20 protein-coding genes are annotated in these 19,680 nt (G+C 65.4%); 7 read left to right on the top strand and 13 right to left on the bottom strand.

Annotated features, from left to right (window positions below; genetic code table 11):
* Window positions 1–45 precede the first annotated feature (45 nt).
* Complete coding sequence (locus ASD87_RS18310; protein ID WP_056324786.1) at window positions 46–1,041, top strand: LysR family transcriptional regulator; 996 nt, start codon at window positions 46–48, stop codon at window positions 1,039–1,041.
* 90 nt (window positions 1,042–1,131) lie between these two features.
* On the opposite strand, the gene ASD87_RS18305 is transcribed toward ASD87_RS18310, so the two are convergent.
* The 3 genes from ASD87_RS18305 to ASD87_RS18295 form a co-directional block, all read right to left on the bottom strand.
* The gene (locus ASD87_RS18305) at window positions 1,132–2,106 is read right to left on the bottom strand and encodes a tripartite tricarboxylate transporter substrate binding protein (protein ID WP_056324785.1); all 975 of its coding nucleotides are present in this window, start codon (window positions 2,104–2,106) and stop codon (window positions 1,132–1,134) included.
* 133 nt (window positions 2,107–2,239) lie between these two features.
* Entirely contained in the window at window positions 2,240–3,955 is a 1,716-nt protein-coding gene (locus ASD87_RS18300) for an amidohydrolase family protein (RefSeq protein ID WP_056324782.1), read from the bottom strand.
* Between the two features lie 33 nt (window positions 3,956–3,988).
* The gene (locus ASD87_RS18295) at window positions 3,989–4,993 is read right to left on the bottom strand and encodes a tripartite tricarboxylate transporter substrate binding protein (RefSeq protein WP_056324781.1); all 1,005 of its coding nucleotides are present in this window, start codon (window positions 4,991–4,993) and stop codon (window positions 3,989–3,991) included.
* 166 nt (window positions 4,994–5,159) lie between these two features.
* On the opposite strand from ASD87_RS18295, the gene ASD87_RS18290 reads away from it, so the two are divergent.
* Window positions 5,160–6,140 (top strand): LysR family transcriptional regulator, encoded by a 981-nt coding sequence (locus tag ASD87_RS18290; protein ID WP_056324778.1) that lies wholly within the window; start codon window positions 5,160–5,162, stop codon window positions 6,138–6,140.
* A 22-nt stretch (window positions 6,141–6,162) separates the two neighbouring features.
* Here ASD87_RS18290 and ASD87_RS18285 read toward each other — a convergent pair whose 3' ends face one another.
* On the bottom strand, window positions 6,163–6,405 hold the full coding sequence (locus ASD87_RS18285) for a hypothetical protein (protein ID WP_235512747.1): 243 nt from the start codon (window positions 6,403–6,405) through the stop codon (window positions 6,163–6,165).
* Between the two features lie 68 nt (window positions 6,406–6,473).
* The gene (locus ASD87_RS18280; protein WP_056324773.1) at window positions 6,474–7,598 is read right to left on the bottom strand and encodes an FUSC family protein; all 1,125 of its coding nucleotides are present in this window, start codon (window positions 7,596–7,598) and stop codon (window positions 6,474–6,476) included.
* A gap of 209 nt (window positions 7,599–7,807) precedes the next feature.
* Here ASD87_RS18280 and ASD87_RS18275 point away from each other — a divergent pair, with 209 nt between their 5' ends.
* Together ASD87_RS18275 and ASD87_RS18270 are read left to right on the top strand one after the other, a co-directional pair.
* Window positions 7,808–8,824, top strand: coding sequence for an amino acid ABC transporter substrate-binding protein (locus ASD87_RS18275; protein WP_056324770.1), 1,017 nt, complete (start codon window positions 7,808–7,810; stop codon window positions 8,822–8,824).
* 166 nt (window positions 8,825–8,990) lie between these two features.
* Entirely contained in the window at window positions 8,991–9,989 is a 999-nt protein-coding gene (locus ASD87_RS18270; RefSeq protein WP_056324767.1) for a tripartite tricarboxylate transporter substrate binding protein, read from the top strand.
* Window positions 9,990–10,086: 97 nt separating this feature from the next.
* Here the strand turns inward: ASD87_RS18270 and ASD87_RS18265 are convergent, their stop codons facing one another.
* The 8 genes from ASD87_RS18265 to ASD87_RS18230 all read right to left on the bottom strand — a co-directional run bounded on the left by ASD87_RS18265 (window position 10,087) and on the right by ASD87_RS18230 (window position 16,662).
* Complete coding sequence (locus tag ASD87_RS18265) at window positions 10,087–11,064, bottom strand: 2-hydroxyacid dehydrogenase (RefSeq protein WP_056324764.1); 978 nt, start codon at window positions 11,062–11,064, stop codon at window positions 10,087–10,089.
* 16 nt (window positions 11,065–11,080) lie between these two features.
* On the bottom strand, window positions 11,081–11,290 hold the full coding sequence (locus ASD87_RS18260; protein WP_056324762.1) for a hypothetical protein: 210 nt from the start codon (window positions 11,288–11,290) through the stop codon (window positions 11,081–11,083).
* A gap of 31 nt (window positions 11,291–11,321) precedes the next feature.
* Complete coding sequence (locus ASD87_RS18255) at window positions 11,322–11,648, bottom strand: 2Fe-2S iron-sulfur cluster-binding protein (protein ID WP_056324760.1); 327 nt, start codon at window positions 11,646–11,648, stop codon at window positions 11,322–11,324.
* A 20-nt stretch (window positions 11,649–11,668) separates the two neighbouring features.
* Window positions 11,669–12,862: an FAD-dependent oxidoreductase gene (locus ASD87_RS18250; RefSeq protein ID WP_235512746.1), complete on the bottom strand. Its 1,194-nt coding sequence runs from the start codon at window positions 12,860–12,862 to the stop codon at window positions 11,669–11,671.
* Window positions 12,863–12,867: 5 nt separating this feature from the next.
* A complete protein-coding gene (locus ASD87_RS18245) occupies window positions 12,868–13,860 on the bottom strand; it encodes a tripartite tricarboxylate transporter substrate binding protein (RefSeq protein ID WP_056324758.1) in 993 nt (330 codons plus the stop codon).
* 103 nt (window positions 13,861–13,963) lie between these two features.
* Window positions 13,964–14,533, bottom strand: a complete 570-nt coding sequence (locus ASD87_RS18240; protein ID WP_056324755.1) for a 3-phenylpropionate/cinnamic acid dioxygenase subunit beta — start codon at window positions 14,531–14,533, stop codon at window positions 13,964–13,966.
* Window positions 14,530–15,888, bottom strand: a complete 1,359-nt coding sequence (locus ASD87_RS18235) for an aromatic ring-hydroxylating dioxygenase subunit alpha (RefSeq protein ID WP_056324752.1) — start codon at window positions 15,886–15,888, stop codon at window positions 14,530–14,532. The genes ASD87_RS18240 and ASD87_RS18235 overlap by 4 nt, the downstream gene beginning before the upstream one ends.
* A 36-nt stretch (window positions 15,889–15,924) precedes the next feature.
* The gene (locus ASD87_RS18230; RefSeq protein WP_223573290.1) at window positions 15,925–16,662 is read right to left on the bottom strand and encodes a FadR/GntR family transcriptional regulator; all 738 of its coding nucleotides are present in this window, start codon (window positions 16,660–16,662) and stop codon (window positions 15,925–15,927) included.
* A 291-nt stretch (window positions 16,663–16,953) separates the two neighbouring features.
* On the opposite strand from ASD87_RS18230, the gene ASD87_RS18225 reads away from it, so the two are divergent.
* The 3 genes from ASD87_RS18225 (at window position 16,954) to ASD87_RS18215 (ending at window position 19,648) form a co-directional block, all read left to right on the top strand.
* Window positions 16,954–17,235, top strand: a complete 282-nt coding sequence (locus ASD87_RS18225; RefSeq protein ID WP_056324750.1) for a peptidylprolyl isomerase — start codon at window positions 16,954–16,956, stop codon at window positions 17,233–17,235.
* A 248-nt stretch (window positions 17,236–17,483) separates the two neighbouring features.
* Window positions 17,484–18,416, top strand: a complete 933-nt coding sequence (locus tag ASD87_RS18220; RefSeq protein ID WP_056324748.1) for a 3-keto-5-aminohexanoate cleavage protein — start codon at window positions 17,484–17,486, stop codon at window positions 18,414–18,416.
* A gap of 32 nt (window positions 18,417–18,448) precedes the next feature.
* A complete protein-coding gene (locus tag ASD87_RS18215; RefSeq protein WP_056324745.1) occupies window positions 18,449–19,648 on the top strand; it encodes an ABC transporter substrate-binding protein in 1,200 nt (399 codons plus the stop codon).
* Window positions 19,649–19,680: the final 32 nt, after the last annotated feature.

Here is a 19,680-nt window from a genome sequence, read left to right as displayed (position 1 = left end):
TTTGCTTATTATTCGGTTTCACCAATATATGAAACGGTGGGGAGCATGACGGCCAAACGCAGCATCACCCTGCGGCACTTTCGCAGCTTCGTCGCCGTGGCCAACACGGGTTCGTTCACCGTTGCCGCGTCGCAATTGTTCCTTACCCAGTCTTCGCTGACGGCAACGATCCAGCAGTTCGAAGACGCGGTAGGCGTCAAGCTGTTTGACCGCAGCACACGGCGCGTGGCGATGACGCCGGAGGCCGCGCGCTTCAAGGCCGAGGCCGAGCGCATCCTCAGCCAGTTCGACGGCGCCTTGAGCGACCTGGAAGCGTTGTCGCAAGGGCGTCAGGGGCATGTGCGGATCGCGGTGGTCGCGTCGGTCACCAACTACTTCCTGGGCGACGCCATCGCGGCGTTCCGCCAGGCTTATCCCAAGATCACGTTCTCGTTGCACGACGCCGGCTCGGAACAGGTGGAAAAGATGATCGCAAACGGCGACATCGATTTTGCGATTTCGACGTCGCATCATGGCTTTGACGAGCTGGTCTACACGCCGCTGTTCGAGGACCGCTACGGCGTGATCTGCGCGGCGTCCTATCCGTACGCGCAAGGCGCCAAGCCCTTGAAGTGGGCGGACCTGGATCCGGCGGAATATGTGGGGTTTACCGAGGACACGGGCATCGGGGCGTTCCTGCGCGCGCATGCCGGCAAGCCTGGGTTCTTCGAGCAGCAGCACGATGAAGTGTCGCGGACGTCGTCGCTACACGCCGTGCTGCGCGGCGGCGGGCGCTATTCGATTCTGCCGGCGCTGGCAGCAAGTTCGATCGCGCCGCCGCAGACGCGGGGGACCGAACCGGGGACGTTCGTGTTTCGGGAATTGAGTTCGCCCCGGTTGTCGCGCGAGGTCTGTCTGATTACGCGGCGGCTGCGGTCGCTGTCGGCAAGTTCGGAGCTGTTCCTGCAGTACATGCGGGACGTGATCAACGAAAAGCTGGTGCCGGCGGGGGTGAAGGTGTCGGGGAAAAAGACCAGGAAGGCGGCGTCTGCCGGTGTCTGACACCCACGTCAGTCGGTCTGCATCTTGAACCGCTGCCGCAGGGGTGTCAGACACCTTTTCTGCACGGGTGCCGGACACCCACGCCGGTGGCTACTGCACTGCGATCTTCGCTTCCTTCACCAGCTTGCCCCATTTGGCGCGTTCGGCTTCGATGTGCGCGGTGAAGTCCTGGGGCGAGCCGCCCGTGGCCTGCGCGCCCAGTTCGGTGAGCTTCTTGCGCACGGCCTCGTCGGCCAGGATCGCGTTGACCTCCTTGTTGAGCCGGTCCACCACGGCCTGCGGCGTGCCGGCGGGTGCGACCACGCCGGTCCAGGACAGGGACTCGTATCCCTTCAGGCCCGCCTCGGTCAACGGCGGGATCCCCGGCAGCACCGACAGCGGCGTGGTGCTGGTGACGGCCAGCGCCTTGACCTTGCCGGATTGCGCCAGCGGCACCGCCGACGGGGCGTTGTCGAAGATCATGTTGATCTGGCCGCCGACCAGGTCCACCAGCGCCTGGCCACTGCCCTTGTACGGCACGTGCATCAGGTCCACGCCCGCCATGTTCTTGAACAATTCGCCCGACAGGTGCGTGGAGCTGCCCGCGCCCGAGGACGCAAAGGAATACTTGCCGGGGTTGGCCTTGGCCAGCTTGATCAGGTCGTCCACACTGGACACCGGCATGTCGTTGTTTACGATCAGCACGTTGCTGATGGACGCGGTGTACACCACGGGCTTCAGGTCGCGGTCGGCCTTGTAGCCCGGGTTGTTGTACAGGAACTCGTTGATGGCCAGGATGCCTGTCGTGCCAAAGAGCAGCGTCTGGCCATCGGGCGGGGACTTGGCCACCATGGCCGCGCCGATGTTGCCGCCCGCGCCCGAGCGGTTTTCGACCACCACCGGCTGCTTGAGGGCCACCGCCAGCCGCTCGGCCAGGAGCCGTCCGATCACGTCCGTCGACCCGCCGGGCGCGAAAGGCACGACCAGCGTGACCGGGCCCTTCGGATAGGCGGTTTGCGCGCCCGAGGCCGTGGCCACGCAGGACAGCACGGCCAGCGCCGCGCCGGCCAGTTTCCACTTCTTCATTTTTTTTCCCCTTGATTTTTGGGTTGCTGGTGAAGCAACCCTGCCGATCATAGGGAGCGCAATCCTGCGCCACAAATGAGAAATTCCAGTGGATTAATCGGTGCAATCAATATATTCGGGAATGCCCGGATGCTTAGCCACGTTGCGGCCCGGCGCCGCGCAGCAGTTTGCCTGGGAGCTCGCCGGTGGCCTGTCCGCGTTCGAAGATCGGCCGGCCGTCGACCAGCGTGGCCGCGTAGCCATCGGCACGCTGCACCAGCCTGCGCCCGCCGCCCGGCAGGTCAAAGACCATTTCCGGGCAGTGGACCTTCAGCGCATCGGGATCGATGACGTTGATGTCGGCCTTGTAGCCGGGCTGCAGCAGCCCACGATCGTGCAAGCCATAGACCAGCGCGGTGTCGCGGGTTTGCCGGCGAACCACGTGTTCCAGCGGCAATAGCGGGCCGCGGCGGCGGTCGCGCGTCCAGTGGCTGAGCATGAAGGTCGGCATGCTGACATCGCAGATGTAGCCGCAATGCGCGCCGCCGTCGGACAGGCTGTTCACGGTGTTGGCGTGCTGCATCAGCTGGTGCAGGTGATCCAGGTTTTCATAGGCGTAGTTGAAGGACGGGTAATAGAGAATGGCCCGCCCCTCGTTCTCCAGCATCAGGTCGTACACCAGCTCCAGCGGCGGGCGCCCGGTGCGCGCCGCCATGGCCGCCACGCTGTCTTCGGGTAGCGGTTCGTAGTCGGGATCCTGGCCCAGCCGGTAGATCTTGTGAAAACTGCTGAAGAGCGTTTCGGCCCGGCGGTCCAGCAGGCCACGCTGCTCGCTCATGATTTTTTGGCGAACCTGCGAATCGCGCAGCTGCGCGAGCTTTTCCGGCAGGGGCAGCGCGTGCAGCGCCTGATAGGTCGGATGGGCAATGAAGGGGTGCAGCGAGCTCTGCCAGGAGAACAGGATGCCGAGCGGCCGGCCACTGATGCCCGCCATGAGCGGCACGCCTTCGTCGCGCGCCTTGTCCAGCGTGCGCACGATCTGCTTCCAGACGTCTGGCGCGCCGTCGGTCTGCTGAAGGTTGAACAGCACCGGCAGACGATTGTGGCGGGCAAGCTGTTCCAGCCAGGGGATCTCGCCTTCCATCGCGGGATGGTTGGCCGTCATCTGGAACACGCCGTGGCCGACCTCCCCCATGACCGATCCCAGGGCGCTGATCTCTTCGCCGGTGGCGAATGTGCCCGGGGGATACTTGCGCTCGTCGTACTTGTGCAGGAACGTCCGCGACGTCGAAAAGCCGACCGCGCCTGCCTGCAAGGCGGCCCGCACAACCTCGCGCATGGCCAGCAGGTCCGCGGGAGACGCCTCGTCGTGATGAATGGCGCGATCGCCCATCACGTACGCGCGCACCGCGCTGTGCGGAATCTGCGCGCCGATGTCCAGCGCCTTGGGCCGCCGGTCCAGCGCGTCCAGGTACTCGGGAAAGGTCTCCCAGTCCCATTCGATGCCTTCCGACAGCACCGAGCCCGGAATGTCCTCGACGCCTTCCATCACCTTGATCAGCCATTCGCGCCGGTCGGGCTTGACCGGCGCAAAGCCCACACCGCAGTTGCCCATGATGGCGGTGGTGACGCCATGCCATGTCGACGGACTGAGATACGGATCCCATGTCGCCTGGCCGTCGTAATGGGTATGGATGTCGACCCACCCCGGCGTCACCAGCGCGCCCGCCGCGTCGATTTCTCGCCGCGCCGGGCCCGCCTTGCCCCCGGCCTGGACGATCGTGCCGCCGTCGATGGCCAGGTCGCCCACCCGGGCGCTAGCGCCCGAACCGTCCACCAGCGTGCCGCCGCGTATCACTACATCGTGCATCGTTGTCTCCCGGGGCCCGCGGGCCCGTCAGCCTTATTCCAATACCAGCCCGATCCGGCGGATCACGTCGCCCCACCGCTCGCTGTCGCGCTGCACGATGGCCGAGAATTCCTTTGGCCCCGCGCCGCTGACCTCGTTGCCCTGCGACAGGATGGTCTGGGTGATTTCAGGGGTCTCCAGCGCGGCGCGAAACACCTGGGCGATGCGCTCGGCCAGTGCGGGCGGCATGTCGCCCGGGCCGAAGATGCCTTGCCAGCCCACGATGTTCAGTCCCTCGATCCCCTGCTCTTCCAGCGTGGGCAGTTCTGGCAGTACGCTCAGGCGCCGGTCCGTGGCCGGGCCCAGCAGCTTGACCTTGCCGGCACGCGCGTTCTCGACCGCCGTGGCGGTGCCGTCGAAGTAAACCTGTACGTCGCCCGCCAAGAGCGCGCGGCTGGCGTCGGCGGTGCCTTTGTAGGGCACGTGGACGATGTCGGTGCCCGTCTTCATCTTGAGAATCTCGCCATTCAAGTGCGAGGTCGATCCGGCGCTGTACGAGGCGTAGTTGAGCTTTCCGGGATTTGCCTTGGCGTAGGCGATCAGCTCGGCCGTCGTGGAGAACGGCGTGTTGTTGTTGGCGACCAGCACGGTGGCCGATCTGACCGCCTGCAACACGGGCGTGAAGTCCTTGACCGGGTCGTACGGCAGCTTTTTGTAGAGGTGCGGATTCTGCGTGTGCGTGACCACGATGGTGTACAGCAGCGTATAGCCGTCCGGCTTGGCGCGCGCCACGTCCTGCGCGCCGATCATCGTGCCCGCGCCCGGCTTGTTGTCGATGATGACGGAAGCGCCCGTCTGCTGCGATACCTTGGCCGCCAGCATGCGCGCCAGCGAATCCGACCCCGACCCCGCCGGGAATGGCACGACCATGCGTATCGGCTTGCCCGCGGCGGGCCAGGCGTCGGGTTGCGGGGATGGCGCCGCGACGGCGGCCGTACAGGCCAGCATGCTCAGCGCGGCGGCCCAGCCCGCCAGATGGAAGATCGGCTTGCGGTTCATGTTGTCTCCTCCTGCGAGGTTGGCGTGTCGCGGGGCCGCGCAGCGCTCTGTGTCGTGTTTTCCCGGGTTCTTGCAGCGTTTTCACCGACCCGTGGTCAAGCTGTTTTAGTCTTGCAATTGACCCGAATCAATTGCATATTTGGCGCAATTCCGATGAGAAAAATACATGGGCCTGACGATCCGTTCGCTCCAGCACTTTTCCGTCCTTGCCGAAGAGCGGCACTTCTCTCGGGCGGCCCAGCGGCTGCATCTGACGCAGTCGGCGCTGACGCGCAGCATCCAGTCCCTTGAAGAGACGTTGGGGCTGGTGCTGGTGGATCGCGCGTCGATCGGCGTGACGCCGACGCAGGCGGGAAAAATGGTTCTCGATCGTTCGCGCCGCATCCTGGGCGAAGTCCTCGCCCTTCGGCGCGAGGCCGAATTGATGAGGGGCCATGACACGGGACGCGTGAGCTTCGGCGTCGGGGCCTTTCCGGCGGCGGGGTTTCTGTCGCCGCTGCTGGTCCGTCTGGCGCACGATCATCCCGGCCTGAGCGTGCATGTCGAGATCGAAAGCTGGCAGCGTCTGCTCGACAAGCTGTTGCAGGACAAGCTGGACTTTGCCGTGGCGGTGACGCACAGCCTGCCGCCGCCGGCGGACTTCATCGTGCGTGCGCTGCCGCCGCAGCACGGCGGCCTTTTCGTGCGGGCCGGACATCCGCTGCAATCGGCGCGAAAACCCAAGCTGCGCGCCGCCTTGGCGCAATATCGCCTGGCCGCCACCGACCTGCCGCAGCGCGCGCGGGAGTATCTGGCCAAGCTGTATCAGGTGGCGGGCGTGGATGAACTGCCGATTGCGTTTGAATGCGACAGCGTCAGCGCGCTGCGCGACGTAGCCGTGGGAAGCGACGTGGTGCTGTTCTGCACACGCGAGGCCATCGTCGCCGAACTGGCACAAGGAACGCTCGTGCCATTACCGCTGCCGTACCCGGCGTCAGGTCCGCTGACCTACAGCGTCATCCATCGCGCCCGGCGCAGCTTGTCGCCTACCGCGGAACGCATCATCACGTTGGTGCAGGCGTATCTGGCCGGCGAAGGGGGGGATGATGCGGCGCCGCCGCGCGGGCGGCGGCGAAGTGCCGGCGCGAAATCGACCGCGAAGGGCTGACACCCGCGCCGCATCACGACATTCAAGTCCCCGCGCCGGGTTCCTGTTCGCGCCGCTCGGCCGCTTCCTGCGCGGCGACGTCTTCCAGCTTGACCTGACTGGTGCTGCCATGCGTGGCAGCGCATTGGGCGGGATTCTGGGTGCTTTTGACACACTCAGCAAAAGCCAGCGCCGCGTCGACGGTCGCGAAGTGATACGAATGACCCTCGGCGAACGCGACCTTTCCTTCAACAGAACAATCCATGAGTGCCTCCAGGTTGCGCAAACACCCATCCTATCCGAGCCGGCAGGGAAAATCGACCTCCGCGGCGTCCAGCCGGCGCAGGACGGCGGTCAATTCACCCGCTGCGGCAACACCGCCCGCATCCAGCGCGACAGCGTCGGGCGGATGCGTTGGCTGTGCAGCAGCACGGCGCCAAGCACGCCGATGAATGCCCCGAGCGCCGTGTCCACGAAGCGCGCCTCGATCACGTCGACGGGATAGCCTTGCCCCAGATGCGGCGCCTCGGCCAGAAAGATGGTCAAGGGCGTGATCAGCGCCACCGCGCTGGCGTAATGGCGCACCACCAGCGTTTCGATGCCGAACGACAGCGCCATCATCACCAGGCTCAGCGTCCAGACATTGAGCGGCAGGCTGAGCAGCGCCCAGGCCACGCACAGGCCCACGGCGGTGCCCAGGATGCGGTGCATCTGCCGGCTCCACGCCGCGCGCAGGCTGGCGCCCTGGATGATCGCCAGGCAACTGACAGGCACCCAGTACGGCCGCTGCAGTTGCAGCAGTTCGGCCACCAGCAATGAGATGCCGACGAACAGCCCGATGATGACGGAGTCGTACACCACGAAATCGAACGTGGGCTTGGGCAGTTCGACATGCGGCGGCGGCGGGGCAACGCGCGTCATGTGCAGCGAATACGCAAAGGCCACCAGGCAGGCGACCAGACAACCCAAGGCCACCATGCCCACGCGCAATGGCACGTCTTCGATGGTGCCCGGCGTGTAGGCGGCGATCGCCGTGGCCATGATGAAAAACAGGCTGCCCGGCGGGCCCAGGCGATAACAGCGGCACACCATGTTCACCACCATCGCGATCAGCGTCAGCGCCGCGATCGTGGCGGTCGGCCAGAACTGCGTCAGCGCGCCCAGCGCATAGCAGGCGACCATGCCGAAGGATGCCGCCAGCAGCATCATCATGCGGATCTGCAACGAGGCGTTGGGCAGGCTCAGGAACACCATGCCGCCCAGGCTGGACATCAGTCCGTAATCCATGCGCACGAAATACGCGCCCACCATCAGCGGTAGACCGGACGACAGCGCGGCGGCCAGCGGCATTTCCCAGCGGCGGTCGCTGGCATTGACCCGGGTCAGCTCGGTCCAGGTGCCGTGCAACTGCTCCTTGACGAAGGCGAACGGGCGCCTCGGGCGGTCGTCTGGACCTGCGGGGTCGTCATGTCGATTCATAGGCTGGCGTGGCGGTGTGGCGTTTTCCGGCCGCTGGCGGCCGAGAAGCAGGCGGCAGGCCGGGCATGCCCGATTCTATCCCCATCAAATTCCGCCTCCCGGATTTAACGGGAATTCCCTGATTCTCCCTCCCGGACCCACTGGTACTATGCGCCGCACTTCAGCCTTCGGCTGAACGATAAACATGCGCCATGCGGCGCGGAGACACCATGAAAGCACTCAAACTGGCTGCGGCAGGAACCGCCTTGTTCATTTCGTCCTGGACCGCCCACGCCGGCGCGACCTTCGAGGCGGTCAAGAGCAAGGGCTTCGTACATTGCGGCGTATCCACGGGCGTCGCGGGCTTTTCCGTGAACGACAGCAAGGGCGGCTGGATCGGCCTTGACGTCGACCTGTGCCGCGCGCTGGCCATCGCTCTGTTCGGCGACGCCTCCAAGGCCAAGATCCAGGCGATCAGCGCGGTCCAGCGCTTTACCGCCCTGCAATCCGGCGAAGTCGACGTCCTGACCCGCAACACCACGCTCACCCTGACCCGCGACACGACGCTGGGCCTGATCGGCGTGGGCGTGAACTACTACGACAGCCAGGGCATCATGGTGAACAAGTCCCTGGGCGTGAAGAGCGCCAAGGAACTGGAAGGCGCCACCGTCTGCGTGCAGCCCGGCACCACCACCGAACTGAACCTCGCGGACTGGTTCCGCTCGCAGAACGTGAACTTCAAGCCGGTCGTCGTGGAGCGCCTGGACGAGATCATCCGCGCCTTCGCCGTGGGCCGCTGCGACGCCTTCACCGGCGACAAGTCGCAATTGGCCGCCGCGCGCAGCAACCTGGAGAATCCGGAAAAGTACGACATCCTGCCGGAGAACTTCTCCAAGGAACCGCTGGGCCCGATGGTTCGCCAGGGCGACGAGCAATGGTTCAACCTGGTCCGCTGGACCATGAACGCCATGCTGGAAGCCGAGGAATACGGCGTCACGTCCAAGAACGTGGACGAGATGCTGAAAAGCACCAACCCGAACATCCAGCGCCTCTTGGGCGTGACGCCGGGCATGGGCAAGAATCTGGGCGTCGATGACAAGTGGGCCTACAACATCATCAAGACCGTCGGCAATTACGGCGAGAGCTTCGAGAAGAACCTGGGCCCGAACAGCCCGCTGAAACTCGAGCGCGGGCTGAATGCGTCGTACCGCAACGGCGGGCTGATGTACGGCTGGCCGGTGCGCTGATAATCGGGCCGCAAGGCCCAAAACGACTCCCCTAGGGTAAGCCGCAATTTGCGTGCTCTCGCGTGGCCCGTACCGTACGAGAAATATGTTTATCGTACAAAGTTCGGATCACATTTTTTGGAGCAGCACGTGAAGCAGTAGGTCTATAACCCAAGGGGAAGTCGTCATGAAACGTCGTAGTGCGTTGAAGCTGATGGGGGCCGCCGCCGGCCTGCACCTTACCGGCGCAAGCTGGGCACAGAGCGGGCCGTATCCGTCCCGCGTCATCAAGATCATCGTCTCTTCCACACCAGGCAGCGCCACCGACCTTGCAGGACGGCTGGTGGGCGACCTGCTCTACGCCAAGTACGGCCAGAGCGTGGTGATCGAAAACCGCGCCGGCGCGGGCGGGGTCATCGGCATGCAGGCGGCCGCTGCCTCACGGCCTGACGGCTACACCCTCACCACCGGGGGCCTGGGCCACAACGTGCTGCCGCCCGCCACGCTGCGCGGCCTGCCGATCGACATCCCCACCGCGCTTCTTCCCATCGCTCAGGTGGCCGAGTTCGTCAACGCCCTGGTCGTGCGCGTGGACCACCCCGCCAACACGGTGCCTGAACTGATCGAACACCTGCGCTCCACCAAGCGCAAGCCGCTGTATGGCAGCAACGGCGTCGGCAGTTCGTCGCAGATGACGGCCGAGCTCTTTGCCATGCGCACCGGGTTGAAGTTCGACCATGTGCCGTACAAGGGCGCCAGCGAGGCGCTGGTCGGGACGGCCAATGGCGACCTGGATCTCTGTTTCATGAACCTGCCGCCCACGCTGCCGATGGTGGACGGCAAGCGTCTGAAGGCATTGGCTGTGACCAGCGCCTACCGCGCGCGCCAGCTGCCCAACGTGCCGACCATGCAGGAACAGGGCATGAAGGACTTCGACGTGACGAGCTGGCTGGGCATGTATGCGCCCGCACAGGTTGATCCGGCGATCATTGCGCAGCTGTCCAACACCATCGTCACGGGACTGGCCGCGCCGGAATACCAGACCCGCATCATCAACGCCGGCTTCGAACCCAAGCTGCGCGACGCGGCGCAGTTCCAGGCGTTCTCCAAGGCGGAACTCAAGCGCTGGACCGAGGTCGCGCAGCAGGCGGGGATCGTGGTGGATTACGGCGGGAAACAGGGATAAGGGGCCGCGAAGGCGGGGCTGCCTCGGCGGCCCTACCTAGGCGGCCCCACCTTGCGGGCCTTCGTTCATTGGCCCGTTGCTTTGCCTGGCGGACGCGTCAGGCGCGCGCCTGCCAGACCTCGGGGTTGACCATCGCCTGCGGCGCCTTTCCGCCCAGTGCATCCATCAGGTTGGCCACCGCCAGGTCGATCATCGCGCGCCGCGTCTCGTGCGTGGCGCTGCCCACGTGTGCCTGCAGCACCACGTTGGGCAAGGCGCACAGCGGGCTGTCGGCCGGCAGGGGTTCCTGCTCCATCACATCCAGCCCCGCACCCGCGATGGTGCCGGCGCGCAGCGCTTCGATCAGCGCCGCCTCGTCGATGACCGGGCCGCGCGCCGTGTTGATCAGGTAGGCCGTTGGCTTCATCAAGCCCAGCTCGCGCTTGCCGATGGAATGGCGTGTTTCCGCGGACAGGGGGATGTGCACGCTCAGCACGTCCGACGACTTGAAGAGTTCGTCGCGCTCGACATAGGTGGCCAGGCCTTCGGCCTGTGGATCTTCGCGGCGGTTGTGATAGATGACCTTCATGTCGAAGGCCTGCGCCGCGCGGGCCACGACACGGCCGATGCGGCCCATGCCCAGCAGTCCCAGCGTCTTGCCGCGGATGTCCCGCGTCAGCGGGAACGCGCCCTTGGTCCAGGCGCCGCTGCGCACGAAGGCGTCGCCCGCCACCAGATTGCGCGACAGGCACAGCATCAGGCCGATCGTCACGTCGGCCACCGCGCCATCCAGCACGCCGGGCGTGTTGCAGATCAGCACTTTGCGCTGTGTGGCGGCCGCCAGATCGACGTTATCGAATCCCACGGCGAAGTTCGAGCTGACCTTCAGCGCGGGCAAGGCGTCCAGCAAGGCTTGATCGACCTTGGTGCGCACCGTGCAGACCATGCCTTCGATATTCGCGCGCGCATCCGCGCCCAGCACCTCGGCCGGATTCTGTCCGGTGGGCACTTCGACGATTTCGCAACGCGCGGCTAGCTGCTCGCGCAGATCGGGTGGCACGGGCGCGGAGACGATGACTTTGGGTTTTTGATTCATGGGGGCTCCAGAGGGTTCAGGGTTCGATTGCTTCGACGTCGGTGGCAAACACCTGCTGCTCACCGGCGTCGACCAGCGCGGGTTCGGCGGGATGGTCCAGGTACCGGACAATCAGCCAGAAGCCGTCCTGCGGGTTCTCGACGATCTCGGCCAACGCGCCGCCCGCCATGCGCACGCGCACGCCGGGTTGCAGATCGACGAGGTTGATGGATTTGTTGTCGGCCATGCGGTTGCTCCTTGGGGTTCGGACGCGCTGGCTACAGCTCGAGCTGCGATGACGGCACGCGTACGCGGATGCCGTCCAGTTCGGGCGTCATGATGACCTGACAGGACAGGCGGCTGGTCGGGCAGCGCTCGGGCACCACTTCGAGCAGCGCTTCCTCGGCCATGCCGGGCGGCTCCAGCCGCGCGTGCCAATCGGCATCCACCTGCACGTGGCAGGTGCCGCAGATGGCGCCGCCGCCGCATTCGGCGACGATGCCTTCCAGGCCATCGCGCCGCGCGGCTTCCATCAGCGACCAGTCATCGGGCACATCCAGCACCTGTTCGGCGCCATCGGGCAGTTCAAATATCGCAACGGGCATGTTGTCTCCAGAAGGTTTGATCACGCCGTGGCCGCAGCCACTTCGGGCGCGCCGATGCGCGGCACGCCCTTGATGAACTCCACCGGGCTATCGACCGCCTCGATCGCGGCCAGACGGCCGTGCTGATAGCGCTCGACGAGCCATCCCTTGGCCGTGGGCAGCAATACATCGCGGCAAGGCACGGCCGGATCGACCAGTCCGGCCATCTGCAGACGGCGACCCTGTTGTTCGGACCAGAACGTCGGCGGGCGCGACGCGGGCGGCGCCTTGCCCGCGATGGCGGCGGCCGCCGTGCGCGCCTGTGCCAGCGCGTTCTGCACGCTTTCAATCCGGGCATAGCGCTGCAGCTCGCCCCGAAAGGCGCTGGCGCAGTCCCCGATGGCGTAGACGTCGGGCGCCGACGTCCGGCAGCATTCGTCCACGACCACGCCGTCCAGGCAGATGAGTCCCGCCGCCTCGGCCAGCGACGTCTCGGCCACCGCGCCAATCGACACCAGCACCAGGTCGGCATCGATGGCCTCGCCCGTTGCCAGATGCGCGCGCCATCCGGATGCCGTGCGTTCCCAGCGCTGAACCGCAGCGCCGTGACGGATCTCGATGCCGGCCTCGCGGTGCAGGTCGCCCAGCCGCGTGGCCGTGGGCTCGGACACCTTGCCCGCCATCACGTTGCCGCCCTGCTCCAGCACCAGCACTTGCGCGCCCAGCTTGCGCGCCGAGCAGGCCGCTTCCAGTCCCAGATATCCGGCGCCGACCACCAGCAGCCGGATGCCCGGCCGCAGCGCCTCGCGCAGCCGGTGCGCGTCGTCCAGGCCGCGCACCGAGAACACCTGTTCGCCTGCCACGTCGGCAATGCCGCGAGCGCTGGCGCCCGTGGCAAGCACGCAATGCTCATACGCCACGACGCGGCCCGACGCCGTGCACAGCGTGTGCGCCGCGGTATCGATGGCGGCCACCGGGTCGCCCGCCACCACGATTACGCGCGACTTTTCGTAAGCGCTGCCCGCACGCAACGCGATGCGCTCGGCGCTGGTCGAACCGGTCAGCAGGGCCTTGGACAGCGGCGGCCGTTCGTAGGGTGCATGCGTTTCGGCGCCAAAGAGCGCCACGTCGCCTTCCACCCCAGCCGCACGCAGGGCCCACGCACACTCCACGCCCGCATGTCCCGCACCGATGATGGCGGTGTGAACCCGCTGCAGGGCCGATGTCGTTTCCATGATGCTCAGGCTCCGAATTTCAGGGAGATGCTGGCCTTGGTGGCGACCTGCTTCCAGCGCGCAAGTTCGGCGCGGTTCAGTTCCGCAAACGCATCCGCTCCCGTGGCCCTGGGCTCAAAGCCCGCGGCGCTCAAGGTTTCCACCGACTGCGGCAGCGCCATGCCTTCCTGCAGCGCCGCGCTCAGCGTCTGCACCACCTCGGGCGGCATGCCAGCCGGGCCATACAGTCCCAGCCAGCTCGTCACATCGAAATCCGCCACGCCTTGCTCGGCCATCGTCGGCACTTCCGGCAGCTGCTTGCTGCGATAGCTGCTGGTGACGGCGATCGGGCGAATCGACCCTTTGCGGATCAATCCCATCACCGGCGGCAGATTGCTGAAACTGAAGTCCAGGTTGCCGTTGACCACGTCCACCAGCATCTCGCCGCTGCCCTTGTAGGGCACGTGCAGCAGATTGGTGCCGGTGTGCTGCGCAAAGAACGCGGTGGTCAGGTGCACCGACGAACCGATGCCGTTGGAGCCGTAGTTCAGGCCATCCTTGCTGCGCTTGCGCGCCGTGGCGATCAGGTCGTCGACGCTGCGTATCGGCGAGTCGGCCCGCACGATCAGCACGTTGATGAATTCGGCCATCTGCGCGATCGGCGTGAAGGCGCGCGACGTATCGAGCGGCAGGCCGGTCACCGTGGCCATCGGCAGCACCATGCCGCCCAGCCCATTGAGCAGCAGCGTGTAACCGTCCGCCGGCGCGGAAGCCACCTGCTGGCTGCCGATCATGCCGTTCGCACCCGGCCGGTTCTCCACCACCACCGGCTGACCAAACTTGCGCGTGAGGATTTCTCCCGCCAAACGCCCCGCCACGTCCGTGACGCCGCCCGGCGGATACGGCACGATCAGGCGGATCGGCTTGCTCGGATAAGCGGCGCCGGCGCCCCACGACACTCCCGCCGCCGACATCGCGGCCGCGCTGGCCATGGCCTTCAGTACAGTACGTCTTTGCATGCTGCAACTCCAGGTATGGGCGAGCGCGTCCTGTCGGCGGTCAGGCCCCGAGTGGAAGGAAAACCATCGAATGCCGGCAGAAGGGCCGGCTCCGGCAACGGCGCTAGAAGAAGATCGTCAGCGCCTTCGACAAGAGGACGTTCTGGTCCAGGTGAATTTCGCGCGACAGAATGGTGAAGCGCCCGTCGCGCCTGCGCAGCACGTCCTCGCGCTTGCCCACGAACAGGTTCACTTCGGACTGCAGGCGGTTCTGGTAGATCAGAAAGCGTGAACGCACCCGCACCAAGTCGCCGCCGCCGTCGTCCGGCGTCACGTCCAGCACGCGGATGTTGGTCACCAGATGCGATACGCGCGAGGCCGGCTCTTCGGCCCAGTGAATACCCGTCTTGATCTGCGCCACGCGCTGGCGCAGCGTATCGATACCTTCGTCGAACCACGCCGCGTCCTGCTTGCCGGAGTATTCCTGCGCCATCGCGTCGCGGCGCACGTTGCGCGTGAGGGGCATGCGGTACGTGATGTCCTCGTCCAGCAGGCCCAGCCACTTGTCGAACTCACGATGGTCCAGCAGGTCGGCCTCGAAATGCAGGAAGCGATGCGCCTCCCACCAGAGCAGCATGTCGTCCACGCTGTCGTCCTGCGCCACGGGCGGCGCGTTTTCCACGGTTGCGTTCATGCCGCCTCCTCCAGGCGCACCGCGCCCGCCATCAGTTGGTCCCATGACAGGCCGTTCATGAACTGCGCCCAGCGCCGGTAGTAGATGCGGGCGTTTTCCTCGGTGTATTCACCGTTGACCGCACAGCCCGGGATCTCGGGCACGTCCTGCCGGTGACCCACGCCCATCTGGTAATTGAAGTACAGCTCGCGCGACATCGCGCCCATGCTGGCCTCGGTGGCGCCCGTCCAGTTCTCCATGTCGTCCGATTCCGTCATGCCGCCCGGGCCGGAGTAGCGCAGGAAGTAATGGCGCGCCGCTTCCTTGACCGCTTCGGGCGCGTCCTTGTCCACCAGGTACATGCGCCACATCTCCATCTCGGTCGAACTGATCGGATGAAACACCGCCAGCGTGCGCGGCTGACGGCCGTGGAAGGACATATTCGGGAAGATCGTGCCCACGCTGGTCTGCACGCGCATCGCCGAGCCCAACGTGCGCTCGCGGTGTTCGTGGATCTCGCGGTAGTACGCCTCGACTTCCGGATAACGCGCGTATTGCGGCGCGTACGGCCCTTCCTCGTAGAACGGCAGCCGGCCCAGCAGTCCGTGGCCCAGTTCAGGAAAGCAGATTGCCGAGCGCGTGGCGGATGCATCGCGCCGCCCCTTGCCGCCGCCCGGGCCGATGCCCACGATGTCCACGGATCGGTGGCTGATGTCGTGATACAGGTCGCCAATGAAATTCTCGGGCGCGAATTTCCAGTTGCACTTCACGCGCCACTTCTGCACGCCGCCGATCACCTCGGAGCCGCCCGGACTGCCGTTGCGATGGTCCAGCGCCGCGTCCAGATACAGCCGCATGTTGCCGATGTAGTCCAGGAACGGCGGCGCGTTGGGATCCCACGTTGCCCAGATGGCGCCCTTGTAGTTCACCACCTGCGCCACCGTTTTCAGGCCCCATTGCTTCTTGTCCAGTTCGCCCTTGTAGTGCGTGGCGTGGCCGGGCACGCCGACCAGCTCGCCGGGCCGTTCCACCAGCTTGCCGTCGGTGGAAAAGCTCCAGCCGTGGTACGGACAGGTAAACGTCCGGTTATTGCCGTGGTCGTAGCGGCACAGCTTCATGCCGCGATGCGCACAGCTGTTCAGCATGACCTGAATTTGCCCCTGCCGGTCGCGCGTCAGGATCACGGATTCCGTGCCCATGCGCGAAACAAAGTAGTCGTCCGGTTTGGGCACCAGGCTTTCGTGCCCCACGAACAACCACGCGCGCGAGAAGATCTGCTTCAGTTCCTGCTGGAAGATCTCTTCGTCCACGAAGATGGACCGGCTGACCAGTCCCTCGTCGGCGCGCACCAACTCATCGATCGTCTTCTGACCCATCACCACTTCCCCTTGGAGGATGCCCTTAGTGGGCGCCTACGGCTTGTCGGCCGTGGCCGCCGCTGTACGCAGACGTGCTTCCGTGTTGTCGACGTGCGTGCGCGCGTGCTGCCGTGCAAGTTCCACGTCGCCCTTCTCGATGGCGGCAAACAGCGCCTCGTGCTCCTTTTGCGCCTGCGCCCCGCGCCCTGCGATCTTGGCCGACCGCGAACGCGACACGCGCAGGTTCTTTTTGAGCAACACCGCCAGGAAATCGAAGAAATTCAGATAGTGTTCATTGCGCGTCGCACGCGCCACGCAGCGGTGGAACTCCATGTCGGCATCGACGCCCACCGCTACATCTCCGGACGCAATCGCGTCGGCCATCTTGCGCAGCGCCAGCCGCATGGCGGCCAGATCGTCCTCGTCACGCCGGGCCGCCGCCAACGGCGCGGCCTCGATCTCGAAGCCCCGGCGCAATTCCACGATACGCAGCACCTGATCCGCATCGCCAATGTCCGCGGCCTGCATGCGCAACACCGACGGCCGCGCCGTCTGCATGACGGTCAGCCCGCGGCCCTGCTTGCTCTGCACGATGCCATCGCCCTTCAGGCGGGAAACCGCTTCGCGCAGCACGGTGCGCGAAACGCCAAGCCGGGTGGCGATGGTCTGCTCTGGGGGCAGCACCTCACCGACCTGGTAATCGCCGCTGGTGATCTCGTCCAGCAGCATCTCGGTCACACGATCCGTCAGATTGGGCTCCGACGTAAACGGCACGACCGCGTCTTTTTTCAACAGTACTCGGGAAGCTGAATCAGGCATAGGAAGTCTCGTCCGAAAACGTGCATCTCATTGCCAGCCCGCGTTGCCTCGGCTGTGGACACGCCCGGGGTGGGGTGTGTTGAAAATACGATAATCGTATAAGGATATGAGGGGGTATTAGGGGAAGTGCGGGGGTGTGCCCCCTTCGCGCTTACCGTCTGTGACCCGGGGCCGCATCACTCCCCGTTTATGATGCCGGGGTAGCGAGTTCACGCGAATGCGTTACTCTCCCCTCCCCAAATCAGTCTGCAAGGAGTTCCCCTCATGGCACAAGCCTCCGCCCGTCACATCCTCGTTTCCACCGAAGCGAAGGCCAACGAACTCAAGACCGCCATCGAGAATGGCGCTGACTTCGCCCAGCTCGCCAAGGAAAACTCGAGCTGCCCGTCGAGCCGCGACGGTGGCAACCTGGGTACCTTCGGCCCGGGCCAGATGGTCAAGGAATTCGACACCGTCGTGTTCAGCGCCCCGGTCGGCCAGGTGCAAGGTCCGGTCAAGACGCAGTTCGGCTACCACCTGGTTGAAGTGACCAGCCGCAAGGACTAAGTCCTCGAAGCCGTTCGGCAAAAGCCGCCGCCAGGAGCGATCCTGGCGGCGGCTTTTTTTCGTGCTCCGGCCGCGTGAATGGCACGCTGCAGCGCAGCACCGGATTCCCTATCAATTGATAATTTCTGTTCAGGTGACAGGACCCGAAGCCCTGCGACAGAATGGCCCACACCCGGAGGAGACAGCCGGGGCCATAAAGATCCGTAGCGACATATTCACAGCGGCAACCTGCCGCGCGCCAGAGGCCCATGAAACAGTCCAGGAAGGTCATCATCACCTGCGCCATCACCGGTTCGGTCCATACGCCGTCGATGTCGCCCCATCTGCCCGTCACGCCTGAAGAGATCGCCCGGTCGGCGCTTGATGCCGCCAAGGCGGGTGCGGCGATCGTGCACCTGCATGCGCGTCAGCCGGACACGGGGCAACCCACCCAGGATCCGGCGCTGTACGCGCAGTTCCTGCCGCGTATCAAGGAAGCATCGAACGTGGTGGTCAACATCACGACGGGCGGATCGCCGGTGCTGCCGATTGCCGAGCGCATGGCGCCGGCGTTGCAATTCAAGCCGGAAGTGGCGTCGCTGAACATGGGGTCGATGAACTTCGGGATGTACGAGCTGCTGGAGCGGTTCAAGACGTTCAAGCAGGATTGGGAGCGGCCGTATCTGGAGGGCAGCAACGACCTGATCTTTCGCAACACGTTCAAGGACATCGAGCACATCCTGTCGTCGTGCGGCGATAACGGCACGCGCTTTGAGATCGAGTGCTACGACATCGGCCATCTTTATACCGCCGCGCATTTCGTGGACCGCAAGCTGCTCAAGCCGCCGTTTCTGATCCAGTCGGTGTTCGGCATCCGCGGCGGCATCGGCACGCACCCCGAGGACGTGATGACGATGAAGCGCACGGCGGACCGGCTGTTCGGCGACGACTACATCTGGTCGGTGCTGGCCGCCGGCCGCAAGCAGACGCCGCTTGCGACGATGGCGGCGACGATGGGCGGGAACGTTCGCGTGGGCCTGGAGGATTCATTGTGGGATGGGCCCGGAGAACTGGCGAAGTCCAACGCGGACCAGGTACGCCGCATCCGCCGCATTCTGGAAGACCTGTCCTTGCAGATCGCCACGCCGGACGACGCGCGCGAGACGCTGCAACTGAAGGGCCGCGACCACGTCGCGTTCTGAACACACACATCCACGTAGTGGGGAGACAAGACATGAAAAAGACGTTGCGCGCGACGGCATTGGCCGCGCTGTTGGGAATGGCAGGTGCGGCACAGGCCGATGACGGCGTTATCCGAATCGGGTTCATCACGGACATGTCCGGGCTGTCCGCGGACGCCGACGGACCTGGCGGCGTCGAGGCGATCAAGATGGCGATCGCGGACCTGGGCGGCACGGTGGCTGGAAAGAAGGTGGAGGTACTGGTTGCGGATCACCAGAACCGGGCCGATATCGCGTCGTCCCGCGCGCGAGAATGGCTGGACCAGCGCGGGGTGAACATGCTGATCGCGGGCGCGAATTCGGCGGCGGCGCTGGCGATGGCGAAGGTGGCCGAGGAAAAGAAAACGCCGTTCTTCGTAGTGAGCGCGGGTGCGTCCGAACTGACGAACGCGCAATGCACGCCCTACACCGTGCACTACGTGTACGACACGGTGTCGCTGGCGCGCGGTACGGCGCGCGCGATGATGAAGGAAGGCAACAAGGATTGGTATTTCCTGACGGTGGACCACGCGTTCGGCCATGCGCTGGAGCGCGATGCATCCAAGGTGGTGCAGGCCGACGGCGGCAACGTCAAGGGCCGGGTGCGGCATCCGCTCAACACCGCGGACTTCTCGTCGTTCATCCTGCAGGCGCAGGCCTCCGGCGCGCAGGTGCTGGGCTTGGCCAATTCCGCCAGCGACACCAGCAATGCGGTCAAGGCGGCCAACGAATTTGGCCTGACGCCCAAGATGAAGATCGCCGGCCTGCTGGTGCTGATCACCGACGTGCACGCGCTGGGCCTGCCGGCGGCGCAGAACATGTATTTGACGACCGCATGGTACTGGGACCAGGACGACGCGTCGCGCAAGTGGGCATCGCGCTTTGAGGCCGTGATGAAGAAAAAGCCCTCCATGCTGCAAGCCGGCGACTATTCCGCCGCGACGACATACCTGAAGGCGGTGGAAGCCACCAAGAGCACCGACGGCGACACCATCATGAAGTGGCTGAAGGCCAATCCCGTGAACGACTTCTTCGTCAAAGACGGCAAGATCCGCGCGGACGGGCTGATGGTGCACGATATGTTCCTGATGCAGGTGAAGACGCCTGCGGAATCAAAGGCGCCTTGGGACTACTACAAGCTGGTGGCGCGTGTGCCAGGCACCCAGGTGTATACGTCCCCCGAGGAATCGACCTGCCGCCTGATGAAGCCCTGAAGCCCTGACGCCATGAATCAATCCGGAAATCC

The sequence above is a fragment of the Achromobacter sp. Root170 genome, assembly GCF_001428165.1.
Taxonomy (GTDB): domain Bacteria; phylum Pseudomonadota; class Gammaproteobacteria; order Burkholderiales; family Burkholderiaceae_B; genus Achromobacter; species Achromobacter mucicolens.
Note: the sequence above shows the minus strand (reverse complement) of the source record. Positions and strands in the feature narration are given on the sequence as shown.

Bases quoted from the DNA above. Each gene is read 5' to 3' on its own strand.
- ASD87_RS18310 (WP_056324786.1), top strand. From the start codon at position 46: ATGACGGCCAAACGCAGCATCACCCTGCGGCACTTTCGCAGCTTCGTC.
- ASD87_RS18305 (WP_056324785.1), bottom strand. From the start codon at position 2,106: ATGAAGAAGTGGAAACTGGCCGGCGCGGCGCTGGCCGTGCTGTCCTGC.
- ASD87_RS18300 (WP_056324782.1), bottom strand. From the start codon at position 3,955: ATGCACGATGTAGTGATACGCGGCGGCACGCTGGTGGACGGTTCGGGC.
- ASD87_RS18295 (WP_056324781.1), bottom strand. From the start codon at position 4,993: ATGAACCGCAAGCCGATCTTCCATCTGGCGGGCTGGGCCGCCGCGCTG.
- ASD87_RS18290 (WP_056324778.1), top strand. From the start codon at position 5,160: ATGGGCCTGACGATCCGTTCGCTCCAGCACTTTTCCGTCCTTGCCGAA.
- ASD87_RS18280 (WP_056324773.1), bottom strand. From the start codon at position 7,598: ATGAATCGACATGACGACCCCGCAGGTCCAGACGACCGCCCGAGGCGC.
- ASD87_RS18275 (WP_056324770.1), top strand. From the start codon at position 7,808: ATGAAAGCACTCAAACTGGCTGCGGCAGGAACCGCCTTGTTCATTTCG.
- ASD87_RS18270 (WP_056324767.1), top strand. From the start codon at position 8,991: ATGAAACGTCGTAGTGCGTTGAAGCTGATGGGGGCCGCCGCCGGCCTG.
- ASD87_RS18265 (WP_056324764.1), bottom strand. From the start codon at position 11,064: ATGAATCAAAAACCCAAAGTCATCGTCTCCGCGCCCGTGCCACCCGAT.
- ASD87_RS18260 (WP_056324762.1), bottom strand. From the start codon at position 11,290: ATGGCCGACAACAAATCCATCAACCTCGTCGATCTGCAACCCGGCGTG.
- ASD87_RS18255 (WP_056324760.1), bottom strand. From the start codon at position 11,648: ATGCCCGTTGCGATATTTGAACTGCCCGATGGCGCCGAACAGGTGCTG.
- ASD87_RS18250 (WP_235512746.1), bottom strand. From the start codon at position 12,862: ATGGAAACGACATCGGCCCTGCAGCGGGTTCACACCGCCATCATCGGT.
- ASD87_RS18245 (WP_056324758.1), bottom strand. From the start codon at position 13,860: ATGCAAAGACGTACTGTACTGAAGGCCATGGCCAGCGCGGCCGCGATG.
- ASD87_RS18240 (WP_056324755.1), bottom strand. From the start codon at position 14,533: ATGAACGCAACCGTGGAAAACGCGCCGCCCGTGGCGCAGGACGACAGC.
- ASD87_RS18235 (WP_056324752.1), bottom strand. From the start codon at position 15,888: ATGGGTCAGAAGACGATCGATGAGTTGGTGCGCGCCGACGAGGGACTG.
- ASD87_RS18225 (WP_056324750.1), top strand. From the start codon at position 16,954: ATGGCACAAGCCTCCGCCCGTCACATCCTCGTTTCCACCGAAGCGAAG.
- ASD87_RS18220 (WP_056324748.1), top strand. From the start codon at position 17,484: ATGAAACAGTCCAGGAAGGTCATCATCACCTGCGCCATCACCGGTTCG.
- ASD87_RS18215 (WP_056324745.1), top strand. From the start codon at position 18,449: ATGAAAAAGACGTTGCGCGCGACGGCATTGGCCGCGCTGTTGGGAATG.